The sequence below is a fragment of the Mesorhizobium sp. M0478 genome (assembly GCF_040321305.1).
Lineage (GTDB): Bacteria > Pseudomonadota > Alphaproteobacteria > Rhizobiales > Rhizobiaceae > Mesorhizobium.
This window is the reverse complement of sequence record NZ_JAMYRH010000003.1, coordinates 356,085-368,763: the sequence shown is the minus strand read 5'-3', so window position 1 is coordinate 368,763 and position 12,679 is coordinate 356,085. Positions and strand designations below refer to the sequence as shown.

The window sequence follows — 12,679 nt, the reverse complement described above, 5'->3', positions numbered from 1 at the left end:
AACGGCAATGAAGAAGACGATACTTCAAATCACCACAGCACTGGCTCTCGTGACGATGGCCGGCGCCGCACACGCAGCGGACTGCAAGATCACCGTCGGCCTGGTCATGGAGCTCACCGGTCCGGCCGGCGAATACGGCCAGGCCGGCGCGAAGTCCGTCGAAATGGCCTTCCGCGACATCAATGAAGCCGGTGGCGTACGCGGCTGCGATCTCGCAACCGACACGCGCGACAGCCAGAGCCAGGGCAATATCGCGGTCGATGCCGCGACCCAGCTGGTACAGGTCAAGAAGGTGCCGGTGATCATCGGCGGCATCATCTCCTCGGTGTCGATCCCGATTTTGACCTCGGTCACCGGGCCGGCCAAGATCGTGCAGGTGTCGCCGGCTTCGTCCTCGCCGACGCTGACCGCCCTTGGCCGCGACGGCAAGACCAACGGCATCTTCTTCCGCACCATCACGTCGGATGCGCTGCAAGGCGTGGCCGCCGCCAAATACGCCATCGACAAGGGCTTCAAGAAACTGTCGATCATCCATGTCAACAACGACTTCGGCGTCAACATGGTGGCCGAATTCTCGCGTGCCTACAAAGCGCTCGGCGGCACCATCGTCTCCGACACGCCCTATAATGAAAAGCAGTCGAGCTATGCTTCGGAAGTGACGGCGGCGATGGGAGGCGAGCCGGACGGACTCTACCTCGTCAGCACGCCGGTCGACGGCGCAACGGTCGCCCGCACCTGGATATCGCAGGGCGGCGTGCAGAAATTCCTGCTCAATGACGGCATGAACAGCCCGGACTTCATCGAATCCGTCGGCGCCGATTATCTGAAGGATGCCTATGGTACCTCTTCCGGCACCAGCCCGACGGCATCCACCGACTATTTCCTGAAAAACTACAAGGAGTTTTCGGGCATCGAACCGTCGAACCCGGCAGCCGACCGTTCCTATGATGCCGGCGCCATTGTCGGTCTCGCCATTGCCATTGCCGGCTCCGAGGATCCAGCCAAGATCAAGGATGCCATGTACAAGGCGGTCGATCCTGCCGGCACACCGATCTATGCCGGCAAGGACGAGTTCGCCAAGGCGCTCGGCCTGATCAAGGACGGCAGGCCGATCCGCTATGAAGGCGTCATCGGTCCGGTCAGCTTCGACAAATATGGCGACATCACCGGTCCGTTCCGGCTGTGGAAGATCGTCGACGGCAAGGTGACGACCGACGGTGAAATGACAACCGACGACGTCAACGCGCTGCAGGCGAAATTGCAGTAGGCGCCGGTACATTGTCCGGCGCGATCTCCGTTCGAGCTCTGGGAGATCGACGCCGGACAAGCAGTCCAACATCGGCGCTAGTTACGCGGTCAAGCGCGAAATCAGCCGGGTCAATATAACGACAGGCGGCTGGCCGGGCATGAAGACCTGCGGATTGGAGAGGGCGCCGACGATATGACCCACATAGTCTGATTTGTCGTAGCCGATTGACGATATCGGGTAGGCGTCGAAATTGGTCAGGGACACATTGTCGAAGCCATAGAGGCGGAAGCGGCTGGGCCGGTTGTCGGGGAAATCCGCCCGGCAGACATCCAGAACACCCATGGCCATCGCGTCGGACGTACAAAAGACCGCATCGGGACAGCCGCGTCCCGTCAGGCCGGCGGCTGCCGCATAGCCCGACTCGTAGGAATAGTCTCCCTGGACCGTCTGCAGCAGTTCAATTCCATGATGCCGGAACGCTTCGAGGTAGTGGCCGATGCGCAGCTGTTCGACCCGCGAGGACGAACGGCCGGTCAGCAGGCTGGCCGTGCGCGCGCGCTTGGCCGCCGCATCCGCCACGGCCTCGGCGATGCCGACGCCTTCATCGGGAATGACGGTGGGTGACAGATCGTCATGCAGTCCGTTCAGCATGATGACCAGGTCCGAGCGAAACATGCGCCGCACCGTCGCTGCATCGGCAAAGTCGGAGAACACCACGGCGGCATCGACATGATAGGCAACGCCGTTGCGCAGAAAATCCTCGACCCCTTCCGCCGAGCCGATGCGGATGAGGATGACCTGCTTGCCGATCGACTGGATTGCGTCGAGCAGACGGTCGAACAGGTCGAGATCTGAAAGGTCGTGAATGTGGTTGACCACGACGGCAACCAGATTGACGGTCTTGGTGGTCAGGCTTTGCGCCAGGAGATTGGGTTTGTAGCCGAGCTGCGCGGCGGCCTGCACGACACGTTCGCGTTTGTCCGCCGAGACCGGTCGCGGTCCGCTCGACAGCGCACGGCTCGCCGCGGCACGCGACACGCCTGCCAGCCGCGCGACATCGGCGATCGTTGCGACGGCGCCTCGAGTGTGCGCCGATCGGTTGCCGGTAGTGGGTGTCACCACAGCGGGTTGAGCGCCGGCGGGTTGGAGCCCGGCCCCCACCACTTCTTGTAGGTCGCCTCGTAGGTGCCCGACTGGATGAAGTCGGACACGAACATGTCGAGCCAGCGGACGAATTCGGGATCGCCCTTGGCGACCGCGATGCCGATCGGATCGTTGGAATAGAGGCCAGGCAGCGTCACCAGGCTCGGTGTCTTGGTTGCGAGGTAATCGAGCAGTGAGGAATCCTCGATCGCCGCATCGACGCGCTTCTGTTGCAGCTGCAGAACCCCGTCGGGCGCGAACTGGTCGACATAAACGAGCTCTGCGTCCGGCACGGCTGCCTTGAGGAAGGTTTCGCCCGTGGTGCCGCGGCCGACGACAACCTTCTTGCCGGCGAGCCCCTTGAGGTCGGTTATCCCGGCATCTTTCTGGACGATGACGCGCAGCCCGGCCCGGTTGTAGGGGATGGTGAAGTTGACGGTCTTGGCCCGCTCGAGCGTTGCAGAGGTGTTTGCGACCGCGACATCGATCTGTCCCGACACCAGCATGGAAATACGCGCATCGCCCGAGACGTCGACGAACTCGACCGGCACACCGAGCTTTTGCGCCAGCAGCGTCGCGACATCGACATCGTAGCCGACAAGGTTGTTTTGTGCATCGCGAAAGCCGATCGGCTCGCCGCCGAGCGATACGCCGATGCGAATGGTGCCGCGTGAGCGGATGTCGTCAATCATGCCGGCAAGGGCTGGAAATGCCGAACCGGCCACGATGGCCAGCGCGGCGAAGGCACGCAGTAGGGTCTTCATGGTTCCTCTCCTTATTTTCAAGTGACACGCTTTGCTGCCCGCAATTCGGGTGCGGACATGCAATCCTTCCAGAGCCAGTAGCGGACCTCGCCCTCGCATCTGAAATTCACCACCTCATGGTTCTGCTCGGCGTCGACGGCGTGGATGACCACGCCGGCTAGGAAGCCGGTGTCGAGTTCACCGAGTTCCTCGACCGCCAGCGCGACCGCATCCGACAAGGATCGGCCAAGCTTCATGGCCAGCACGACGGTCCGCGCGGTCGTGCAGCGCATCGTCATCTCGCCGGTATGGGTGCACGCCGCCGCACCATAGCGGCTGTCGGCGTAAAAGCCTGCGCCGGGAATGGGAGAATCGCCGAGCCGGCCCGGATATTTCCAGGCCCAGCCCGAGGTCGAAGTCGCGGCATGGATGCCGCGCCGCGCATCCGCCGACAGGAAGACGGTGGTGTCGCGGACGCGCTCGGGATCGGTTATAGTACGGCTGAGCGGCGCCAGATCGATATCGGGGAATTTCGCCAGCTGTTGCGGTGTGAGTTCCTGTTGCAGCCGCTCCCACCAGACGCGCTTAGAGTCCTCGAACAAGACTTCGTCTTCGGCAAAACCGATTTCGCTGGCAAAGCGCCGCGCCCCTTCGCCGGTCAGCATCACATGCGGCAGGCGCTTCATCACCTGGTGCGCCAGGGCAGCGACCGCCAAGGTCCTTGGCACGGCGCCGACTGAACCGACCTCTCGTGTATTGCCATCCATGACGCCGGCGTCGAACTCCATCTCGCCCAGCATGTTCGGCCAGCCGCCATAGCCGACGCTTCGAACCTTGACCTCTTTCTCCACCATGCCGATGCCGGCAACCATCGCGTCCAGGCTGACGGCGCCATCGCGCAGCATTTGCACCGAGGTCTCGAATCCCGGCCATGCTTCGTTGTTGGCTAACAGCAGCATTCCTAGTCCTTGCGCATCCTGGAGAGAAACTGCGCAACCCGCGGCTGCGCCCGGCCGCCGTCCGCGGCGAAGAAACGATCCGTCGGCAGATCGACCACCAGCCTGCCCTTGTCGAGGAAGACGATGCGGTTGGAAATCTCGCGCGCGAATTCGATCTCGTGGGTGACGAACAGCATCGTCGTGCCTTGCGCGGCGAGCTTTGCCAGGATGGCCAGCACCTCGGAAGTCATTTCCGGGTCGAGCGCGCTGGTGACTTCATCGAGCAGCAGATAGCGCGGCTGCATGGCGAGCGCCCGGCAGATGCCGACACGCTGGCGCTGCCCGCCCGACAACTGCGCCGGGTAGGCGTTGGCCCGATCGGCGAGGCCGACGGACTCGAGCAGCTTGCGCGCCAGCGCCTCGGCCTCAGGGCGCGGCATCTTCAGCACCTCGATCGGGGCGAGCGTAATGTTCTGAAGCGCGCTCATATGCGGATAGAGGTTGAACAGCTGGAAGACGGTGCCTGAGCGCTTGCGCGCCTCGGCCAGCTCCTTCGGCTTGCTGACATCGAAATCGTCGACCGTGATGCGGCCCGACTTCAGCTTTTCGAGGCCGTTGATGCAACGGATCAGTGTCGACTTGCCGGACCCCGACGACCCGAGGATCGAGACCACTTCGCCGGGCGCGATCGTCAGGTCGACGCCGTCCAGCACAGTGACCTCGCCGAACGCTTTGTGCACGTTTTCGATCTTGAGCATGTTAAAGCCCCCGCCAGGCGCTGTGCGCCCGCAGGCGGTTTTCAAGACGCTCGCCAAGCAGGGCGACCAGCTTTGCCGCGCCATAGTAGAGCAGCCCGACGACGGTCCAGACCACGAACGGCTTCAAGGTGCGCATGTTGAGGATGTGGCCGATCTTGGTCAGGTCGACGACGCCGATGACAGAAATCAGCGACGTCACCTGAAGCTGGTTGACCAGCAGCGCGACGAGCGGGCCGACCGCGAAGGCGGCAGCCTGGGGCGAAACGATATGGCGCAGGACCTGCCACCGGGTCAGGCCGAAGACACGCGCGGCCTCGACCTGCTCGCGTTCGATCGACTCGATCGCCGAGACCGCGATGACATAGACGAAGGCCGCGGTGTTCGCCGACAGAGTGATGGTCGCTGCGGTGACCGGCGTCACCCTTATATGCAGCAGGGCCGGCAGGCCGAAGAACACCAGGAACAGCTGCACCAACACCGGCGAGTTCTTCAACAGCTCCGACAGGAAGGTGACGACCTGGGCCAGAACCGGCACACGGTAGAACCGCACCAGTGCCCAGCTCAGGCCAATCAGCAGTCCGATCAGAGAGGTGACGAGAAACAGCGCGATGTTGGTGCCGAGACCTTGCGCCAGCAGGATCAGGTCGTAGGAGGTGAAGTCGCTGAACCGCATCAGTCGACCGCCTCCATCATGTCCCGATTGAGATGGCGGTGGAGCAGGGTGACGCCCAGCGAGACCAGATAGGTCAGGGCCGCATAGGCACAGAGCAGCACCACATAGACCTCGAAGGGCCGATAGGTCTGCGAGACGACGATCTGGGCTGAGCCGGTGAGCTCGTTGAGCGTGATGGTCGAGAGGATCGAGGACGTAAGGATCATGTTGATGAGCACGGATCCGAGCGGTCGCACGGAGGTGCGCAGCGCAATCGGCAGCACGATGCGGGTAAAGACCTTGCGCCTGGACAGGCCGCTCACTTCAGCGGCGTCGATGATGCCCTGGTCGATGGCGAGGATGCCGGCTCGAATGATGTCGGAGGCATAGGCGCCGCCGGCAATGGAAAGCGCCACGACGCCGGTGGTGAAGGCGTCGATGTAAATGCCGAGCTCGGGCAGGCCGTAATAGAAGAAGAACAGCTGGACGATGAACGGCACATTGCGGAAGAGATCGACGTAGACGAAGGCGATCCGTCGAAGCAGTGCCGAGGCGGAGGTGCGTGCGATCGCCACCAACGCGCCCATGACGACGCTTCCCACCAGCGACAGCGCGCAAGCCGCCGCCGTAAGTTCGGCGCCGCGCGCCAGAAAACCCAGATGCGGGAGCAGAATGGACAGATCGAAATGCACCGGCGGTCCCCAGTGAAACCGGTTTCACTCTTTTGGCTTTCGCCTCGTCTGTCAAGATGCAGGGTCTGGTTGCCGCCTGTGGCTTGCATTCGTTGCGATGATTCCGGTTCGCCTCATGCGCGCTATGTCTCAAGCGCCGGCAATTCGCCGCCGGCTTTCAGCTCGAGGACGCCGCCTATGCCAGCCGCGCGTCGCCGCAATCCCTCGGCCATGGCGGCTGGGGGCGGCGCCCTCGATTTTGCCGATCCCGGCGCCGGTGTCGGATTCGGCTACGTCACCAACCGCATGCTGGGTTTCGACGACGTCGATCCACGCCGCAAGGTGTTGATTGATGCCGTTTACGACGCGCTCTGACGTTGGGAGCCGTTATGCGCGGATGTTCCACATGGCGTCCGGCACAACCACCAGCTTGCCGACGAAATCCTTGGCGATGAAGTCGGCCTGCGCCTTGTGGAAATCGGAGAGCCTGTAGACGCCGCCGACCAGCGGCCGGATTTTCTTCGCTTCGATGTATCCAATGATGCGGCGGAAGTCGGCGCGCGTGCCCTGGCTCGATCCGTGCAGTTGCAGCTGCTTGAGATACATGGTCCTGAGATCGAGCTGCACGACCGGGCCGGCGATGGCGCCAGCGGTGGTGTAGCGGCCTTCAGGTCGCAGGATGCGCAGCAGGTCGTTGAAGATCGCGCCGCCGACGAGATCGGCGACCACATCGATCGGCTGGTCGCCAGTGGCTTCATTCACGGCGGCGGGAAGATCGGCAACCCCACGGGTAATGACCGCTTCGGCGCCAATGTCGCGCACCGCCTGCTCCTTGCCCTTGCCGACGACCGCATAGGGAATGGCGCCGCGCGCCCGCGCCAGCTGCACGATGCCGGAACCGACGCCGCCCGAGGCGCCGGTGACCAGCACGCGTTCGCCGGCTTTCAGCCCGGCGCGCTCCAGCATCTGTTCGCCGGTGAGGTAGGCGCAGCAGAAGGTGGCGAGTTCGACGTCGCTCATGTCAGTATCGACGAAATGCGCATTCTCGCCCGGCACCGTCTGGTACTCGGCGTACCCGCCGTCGCGACCGTGCCCCATATAGTCAATGTCGGCGAGGGAATCGTCGTCGCGGTTGTAGATCGAAAAATCGACCATTACCCGTTCGCCGATACGGCCCGGGGAAACGCCTTCGCCGACGGCAGCGATGGTGCCGACCGTGTCGGTGCCCTGGATGCGCGGGAAGGTAAGCGTGTTGCCTTGCCGCCGCCACGTCGACACGGCGGCAGCGTCCTCCTCCGTGCCATAGGCGCCCTGGCGTACCCAGACATCGGTGTTGTTCATACCGCAAGCGCTGACCTTAACCAGCACCTCGCCGGCGGCAGGCACAGGCACTTTCACATCGCTGCGATAGACGAGCTTTTCCGGTCCGCCATGCCCGGTGAGCAGCACGGCGGCCATGGTGGCGGGGAGGGTCTTGGTCATGGCATTCATGGGTCGATCTCAGAGATTGGAAAACACGCTGTTGACGGCATCGGCGGTTTTCGAAACGACGATGTCGGCTTCCTCATGCGTCAGGCAGAGCGGCGGCGCGAAGCCTAGTATGTCGCCCTGCGGCATGGCGCGGCCGATGACGCCGCTGGCGGCAAGTGCTGTCGCCACTTGCGGCCCGATCTTGAGCGAGGCGTCGAAGAACACCCGGTCGTCCTTGTCGGCGACAAATTCGACCGCCGCCAGCATGCCATCGCCGCGCACGTCGCCGACGTGTCTGTGCCCGCCGACAGCCTTTGTCAGTTCGGCGCGGAAATAAGCGCCGGTCTCACCGGCGTTCGTCACCAGGTCCAGTTCGTCGATCAGTTCGAGATTGGCGACACCTGCGGCGACGCAGATCGGATGCGCGGCATAGGTCCAGCCATGGCCGAGCGAACCGAGCTTGTCGGAGCCCTGCACCAGCACCTGCCACATCTTGTCGGCAACGATGACGCCCGACAGCGGCGCGTAGGCCGAGGTCAGCCCCTTGGCGATGGTGATGAGGTCTGGCTTGATGCCGTAATGGTCGGAGCCGAACATGGTGCCCAGACGGCCGAAGCCCGTCACCACCTCGTCGGCGACCAGCAGCACGTCATACTTCTTCAGCACCGCCTGGATCTTCTCCCAGTAGCCGGCCGGCGGCGGCACGATGCCGCCAGTACCGAGGATCGGCTCGCCGATGAAGGCGGCGACGGTTTCGGGACCTTCGGCCAGGATCATCTCTTCAAGCTTGTCGGCGCAATGCTGCGAGAACTGCTCCTCGCTCATCGAGCGGTCGGCGCGACGGAAATAATAGGGCGCCTCCGTGTGCAGGACCGGCGCGCGCGGCAGGTCGAAAGCGTTGTGGAACAGGTCGAGCCCGGTCAGTGATCCCGTCATCACGCCCGAGCCGTGATAGCCGCGCCAGCGCGAGATGATCTTCTTCTTCTCCGGCCGTCCCAGCACATTGTTGTAGTACCAGATCAGCTTGATGTTGGTCTCGTTGGCATCCGAACCCGAGAGGCCGAAATAGACCCTCGACATGCCCTTCGGCGCGCGGTCGATGATCATCTTGGCCAGCGTGATCGAGGCCTCGGTCCCGTGGCCGACATAGGCGTGGTAGTAGGCGAGGTTCTTCGCCTGGGTGGCGATCGCGTCGGCGATCTTCTGGCGGCCATAGCCGACATTGACGCAATAGAGACCGGCAAAGGCATCGATGCTCTTCCTGCCATTGTTGTCCCAGACGGTGACGCCTTCGCCGCCGGCCATGATGCGGGTCGGCGATTCACCCCGCGCATGCGTGCCCATATGGGTCGAAGGATGGAAGAAGTGGTCGCGATCCCAGGCATTGAGTTCGTTGGATTGGTCGAGCATTTTTTGATTCCTTGAGGGATGGCCGGACGGACTTATGCGACGTCCAGGCAGAGGTACTTCAGATCGGCGAAAGCTTCGAGCCCATGGCGCGAGCCTTCGCGACCGATGCCGGATTGCTTGACGCCGCCGAATGGGATCGGCGCGCCGGTGATCTTGACGCGGTTGATGGCGACCATGCCGTAGTCGAGCGCGCGGCCCATACGTTGCTGGCGGGCGCCATTCTCGGTAACGACATAGGCGACGAGGCCATATTCCGTGGCGTTGGCACGGGCGATCACCTCGTCCTCACTGTCGAACGGCGTGACTGCGGCGACCGGCCCAAAGGTCTCCTCGCGCATGATCAGCGCTTCGTCGCTGACATCGGCCAGCAACGTCGGCTGGTAGAACAGCGGCCCGGCCTGATGCCGCTTGCCGCCGGTGAGGCAGCGCGCGCCATGGGCGACGGCATCGGCGACCTGTTCCTCGACCTTGGTCACGGCGCGCTCATGCATCAGCGGTCCGATATCGATCTTTTCGACAAGCCCATTGCCGGTCCGCAGCGCCTCGATGCGCTCGGCAAAGGCGGCGCAGAAGCGATCGTAGATCGGGCGCTGGACATAGATGCGGTTGGCGGCAAGGCAGTCCTGGCCTGACGTTGCAAACTTGGCATCGATGGCAATGCTCACTGCGTTGTCGACATCGGCGTCGGCAAAGACGATCAGCGGCGCATGGCCGCCAAGCTCCATCACCAGCCGCTTCATCGTCGGAGCACACTGTGCGGCGATCAACCGGCCGATCTCCGTCGAGCCGGTAAAACTCATGGCGCGGACGCGCGGGTCTTCGCACATGCGCCCGACGATCGTCGCTGCCTTGCCGGTGATGACGTTGAAGACACCGGCGGGCAGGCCGGCGCGCTCGCCGAGTTCAGCCAGCGCCAGCGCCGACAGCGGCGTCTCCGAGGATGGGTGTGCGACGATGGTGCAGCCGGCGGCGAGTGCGGCGGCCGCCTTGCGGGTCAGCATCGCCGCCGGAAAATTCCAGGGCGTGACGACGCCGACAACGCCGAGCGGCTCGCGCCTCACCATCATCTCGGCATTCGGCAGATGGCTGGTGACGCTCTCGGCGTTGAGGCGCTTTGCCTCTTCGGCATACCATTCGACGAAAGAGGCGGCATAGTCGATTTCGCCGAGCGATTCCTGCAGCGGCTTGCCTTGTTCCAAAGTCATCAGCAGGGCAAGGTCGTCTTTCGCCGCGATGATCAGCTCGAACCATTTTCGCAGAATTCTCGACCGCTCCTGCGGCAGCAGTGACCGCCAAGCCGGGAAGGCACGCGCGGCGGCACCGATTGCCCTTGTCGTTTGCTGCGCATCGAGCGCGGCGACAAACGCGACCGTCGCGCCTGTGGCCGGATCGGTGACTTCAAAGCTTTCGGCCGCTTCGCTCGCGGTCCAATGCCCATCGACATAGGCAAGCTCGCGCAGCAGCCGGCGGTCGGAGAGGCGGTCGAGCGCCTCATGGCGATGCGAGCGGGCAAAATGCGCGGACATGGTCGAGGCCTCCCGGTTCGGACGATGCGGGAAGACTATCCGTCACATGCAGACAGAGAGACTGTTTCGACGCCCTGAAGGAGAGAGACTCTCTCTATTGTGCCGTCCCGACAGACATTCTCTCCGGGCTTATGCCGACGCCGGCAGCAGATCGGCTATCGGCAGCACGATTTCGTCCTTCACCGTCTTGGTGACGATGTAGGTGAAGTAGCGGTCGATGCCGATCTCGCGCTCCAGCAGGTCGTCGACCAGCCGCTGATAGGCGTCGATGTCGCGCGTCATCACCTTGACCACATAGTCGACGCCGCCGCCCACCGACCAGCAGGCGACGATTTCGGGGATGTCGCGGATGACGCGTTCGAAGCGGTCGAAATCGGCCTGGCGATGGCTGGCCAGCGTCACCTCCATCAACACGGTGGCGACCGGCGCCACCACGCGCATGGCGATCCTGGCGTGGTAGCCCGAGACGATGCCTGCCTTCTCCAGCTTGCGCAGCCGCATCCAGCACGGCGTCGGCGACAGCCCGACCTGTTCGGCCAGCGCCAGCTTGGTGATGCGCCCGTCGCGCTGGATGGCGTCGAGTATCCTGAGGTCGACCGCGTCGAGTTTCGATGTCATCGGCGTCCGCTTTTTGTCGGCATCACCATGACGGCGCATTATTTCGATTGTCAATTGCACTGATTTCGATCTCTATTAAGTCATGACATCATGGCAACCCGACCCTGCGCTCATCCGCCGGCCAGCCTATCAAACGCTGGCCGACCAGTTCGCCCGCGCCATTCATGACGGGCGGCTGGCCAACGGCGCGCGGCTTCCAACGCATCGAAGGCTGGCAGACGATTTAAAACTGTCGGTGCAGACGGTCAGCCGCGCCTACGAAGAACTGATCCGGCGCGGCCTGATTTCGGGCGAGATCGGCCGTGGCAGCTTTGTCCAGACGCAGCGCCGCGACCCGGAGCCGCCCTATCTGCCGGAGCGCCTCGGCGAGGTCATCGATCTGTCAATCCTGAAGCCGGTCTGCGAGCCGATGCATTTGGAGCGGCTGAAGCAGGCGCTGGGCTGGCTGGCCGAAAACCTGCCATCCAGTTCGGCGTTGTCGTTCCGGCCCAACATGGTGTTCCCGCGTCACCGCGCGGTGGCTGTCGAATGGCTGAAACTGTGTGGGCTCGACACCTCCGCACAGAATATCAGCCTGACCAATGGGGCGACCGCCGGGATGACCGTGGCGCTGATGAGCGTTGCGCCGCCGGGATCGACTGTCGCCACCGAGACTATCGGCCACCACACGCTGGTGCCGCTGGCGCGCTATCTCGGCTTCAACCTGGAAGGCCTGCCGATCGACGGCAATGGCCTGATCCCGGAGGCGTTGGACGAGGTCTGCCGGCTCACCGACATTCGCGCGGTATTCGTGCAACCGTCGGTGATCAACCCGACGGCGACGCTGATGGACGCTCGGCGGCGCGAAGAGATCGCCGCGGTCGCGCGCAAGCACGACATCGCCATCATCGAGAACGATGTGCTGGGTCCGCTGGTCGAGGACCGGCCGCCGCCGGTCGCCGCCTTTGCGCCGGAGCGCACGCTCTACGTCACTTCCTTCACCAAGATCACCGTACCTGGCCTGCGCATCGGCTATCTCGCGGCGCCCGACCGCTATGTCGCCGCCGTTGCCAACCGGCATCTGGTGTCGAACTGGATGGCGACGCCGCTGGTGGCCGAGATCGCCACCAAATGGGTGACCGACGGCACGGCGATGGAACTCGTTCGCTGGCAGCGCGCGGCATTGCGCCGCCGCCAGGACATCGCAGCCGAGGTGCTGGGCGGGGTTGGTTATCGCGCCAGGCGCGACGGGCTGCATGTCTGGTTGCAACTGCCCGCGGACCGTGCCGAGGAAAGCTTCGTCGCCCAGGCCCGCCTGCAAGGCGTGGCGATCGCGCCCGGCACCTCCTTCCGCATCTCGGATGCGCCCTGGCATCCGGCGGTGCGCATCTCGCTCGGCTCGACCACCGAGGGGGAACTGCGCGCCGGCCTCGGCGTTGTCACCAAGTTGCTGCTTGGCGATCCGGAGCATCTGCTGCTCGCAATCTAAGCGGGAATTGCTCTGGAATCATGCAGTGCCGGA

The 12,679-nt window shown here is 63.8% G+C and carries 13 protein-coding genes; 3 read left to right on the top strand and 10 right to left on the bottom strand.

Annotated elements, in window-relative coordinates; all coding sequences use genetic code 11:
- The first annotated feature begins 7 nt into the window (after positions 1 to 7).
- Complete coding sequence (locus tag NKI64_RS09635) at positions 8 to 1,267, top strand: ABC transporter substrate-binding protein (protein ID WP_023667861.1); 1,260 nt, start codon at positions 8 to 10, stop codon at positions 1,265 to 1,267.
- Between the two features lie 81 nt (positions 1,268 to 1,348).
- Here NKI64_RS09635 and NKI64_RS09630 read toward each other — a convergent pair whose 3' ends face one another.
- Genes NKI64_RS09630 through NKI64_RS09605 form a run of 6 tightly spaced genes read right to left on the bottom strand, consistent with a single transcriptional unit; the run spans position 1,349 to position 6,175 of the window.
- Positions 1,349 to 2,371, bottom strand: a complete 1,023-nt coding sequence (locus tag NKI64_RS09630; RefSeq protein ID WP_023732245.1) for a LacI family DNA-binding transcriptional regulator — start codon at positions 2,369 to 2,371, stop codon at positions 1,349 to 1,351.
- Positions 2,365 to 3,156, bottom strand: a complete 792-nt coding sequence (locus tag NKI64_RS09625; RefSeq protein WP_352667746.1) for a transporter substrate-binding domain-containing protein — start codon at positions 3,154 to 3,156, stop codon at positions 2,365 to 2,367. Before NKI64_RS09625 ends, NKI64_RS09630 begins: the two co-directional genes overlap by 7 nt.
- Before the next feature lie 17 nt (positions 3,157 to 3,173).
- Positions 3,174 to 4,094 (bottom strand): isoaspartyl peptidase/L-asparaginase, encoded by a 921-nt coding sequence (locus NKI64_RS09620; RefSeq protein ID WP_023723327.1) that lies wholly within the window; start codon positions 4,092 to 4,094, stop codon positions 3,174 to 3,176.
- A gap of 2 nt (positions 4,095 to 4,096) precedes the next feature.
- Complete coding sequence (locus NKI64_RS09615) at positions 4,097 to 4,831, bottom strand: amino acid ABC transporter ATP-binding protein (RefSeq protein ID WP_023710015.1); 735 nt, start codon at positions 4,829 to 4,831, stop codon at positions 4,097 to 4,099.
- A 1-nt stretch (position 4,832) separates the two neighbouring features.
- Positions 4,833 to 5,504 carry an amino acid ABC transporter permease gene (locus tag NKI64_RS09610; RefSeq protein ID WP_023667866.1) on the bottom strand — a complete coding sequence of 224 codons (672 nt, stop codon included), beginning with the start codon at positions 5,502 to 5,504 and terminating at the stop codon, positions 4,833 to 4,835.
- Entirely contained in the window at positions 5,504 to 6,175 is a 672-nt protein-coding gene (locus NKI64_RS09605) for an amino acid ABC transporter permease (RefSeq protein WP_027050155.1), read from the bottom strand. Before NKI64_RS09605 ends, NKI64_RS09610 begins: the two co-directional genes overlap by 1 nt.
- A 177-nt stretch (positions 6,176 to 6,352) precedes the next feature.
- Here NKI64_RS09605 and NKI64_RS09600 point away from each other — a divergent pair, with 177 nt between their 5' ends.
- Positions 6,353 to 6,529 (top strand): hypothetical protein, encoded by a 177-nt coding sequence (locus NKI64_RS09600; protein WP_023692240.1) that lies wholly within the window; start codon positions 6,353 to 6,355, stop codon positions 6,527 to 6,529.
- A 12-nt stretch (positions 6,530 to 6,541) separates the two neighbouring features.
- Here NKI64_RS09600 and NKI64_RS09595 read toward each other — a convergent pair whose 3' ends face one another.
- The 4 genes from NKI64_RS09595 to NKI64_RS09580 all read right to left on the bottom strand — a co-directional run bounded on the left by NKI64_RS09595 (position 6,542) and on the right by NKI64_RS09580 (position 11,178).
- Positions 6,542 to 7,645, bottom strand: coding sequence for an alcohol dehydrogenase family protein (locus NKI64_RS09595; RefSeq protein WP_023735673.1), 1,104 nt, complete (start codon positions 7,643 to 7,645; stop codon positions 6,542 to 6,544).
- Between the two features lie 9 nt (positions 7,646 to 7,654).
- Complete coding sequence (locus NKI64_RS09590) at positions 7,655 to 9,034, bottom strand: aspartate aminotransferase family protein (protein WP_023735672.1); 1,380 nt, start codon at positions 9,032 to 9,034, stop codon at positions 7,655 to 7,657.
- 32 nt (positions 9,035 to 9,066) lie between these two features.
- The gene (locus NKI64_RS09585; protein WP_352667742.1) at positions 9,067 to 10,560 is read right to left on the bottom strand and encodes an NAD-dependent succinate-semialdehyde dehydrogenase; all 1,494 of its coding nucleotides are present in this window, start codon (positions 10,558 to 10,560) and stop codon (positions 9,067 to 9,069) included.
- Between the two features lie 129 nt (positions 10,561 to 10,689).
- On the bottom strand, positions 10,690 to 11,178 hold the full coding sequence (locus tag NKI64_RS09580) for an Lrp/AsnC family transcriptional regulator (RefSeq protein ID WP_023686966.1): 489 nt from the start codon (positions 11,176 to 11,178) through the stop codon (positions 10,690 to 10,692).
- Between the two features lie 82 nt (positions 11,179 to 11,260).
- Here NKI64_RS09580 and ehuR point away from each other — a divergent pair, with 82 nt between their 5' ends.
- Positions 11,261 to 12,646, top strand: a complete 1,386-nt coding sequence (ehuR, locus tag NKI64_RS09575) for a MocR-like ectoine utilization transcription factor EhuR (protein ID WP_352543960.1) — start codon at positions 11,261 to 11,263, stop codon at positions 12,644 to 12,646.
- Positions 12,647 to 12,679 lie beyond the last annotated feature (33 nt).

What these genes read in the sequence shown, in the direction of transcription:
- NKI64_RS09635 (WP_023667861.1), top strand. Translation starts at nt 8, where the DNA reads ATGAAGAAGACGATACTTCAAATCACCACAGCACTGGCTCTCGTGACG.
- NKI64_RS09625 (WP_352667746.1), bottom strand. Translation starts at nt 3,156, where the DNA reads ATGAAGACCCTACTGCGTGCCTTCGCCGCGCTGGCCATCGTGGCCGGT.
- NKI64_RS09620 (WP_023723327.1), bottom strand. Translation starts at nt 4,094, where the DNA reads ATGCTGCTGTTAGCCAACAACGAAGCATGGCCGGGATTCGAGACCTCG.
- NKI64_RS09615 (WP_023710015.1), bottom strand. Translation starts at nt 4,831, where the DNA reads ATGCTCAAGATCGAAAACGTGCACAAAGCGTTCGGCGAGGTCACTGTG.
- NKI64_RS09610 (WP_023667866.1), bottom strand. Translation starts at nt 5,504, where the DNA reads ATGCGGTTCAGCGACTTCACCTCCTACGACCTGATCCTGCTGGCGCAA.
- NKI64_RS09600 (WP_023692240.1), top strand. Translation starts at nt 6,353, where the DNA reads ATGCCAGCCGCGCGTCGCCGCAATCCCTCGGCCATGGCGGCTGGGGGC.
- NKI64_RS09595 (WP_023735673.1), bottom strand. Translation starts at nt 7,645, where the DNA reads ATGAATGCCATGACCAAGACCCTCCCCGCCACCATGGCCGCCGTGCTG.
- NKI64_RS09590 (WP_023735672.1), bottom strand. Translation starts at nt 9,034, where the DNA reads ATGCTCGACCAATCCAACGAACTCAATGCCTGGGATCGCGACCACTTC.
- NKI64_RS09585 (WP_352667742.1), bottom strand. Translation starts at nt 10,560, where the DNA reads ATGTCCGCGCATTTTGCCCGCTCGCATCGCCATGAGGCGCTCGACCGC.
- NKI64_RS09580 (WP_023686966.1), bottom strand. Translation starts at nt 11,178, where the DNA reads ATGACATCGAAACTCGACGCGGTCGACCTCAGGATACTCGACGCCATC.
- ehuR (WP_352543960.1), top strand. Translation starts at nt 11,261, where the DNA reads ATGACATCATGGCAACCCGACCCTGCGCTCATCCGCCGGCCAGCCTAT.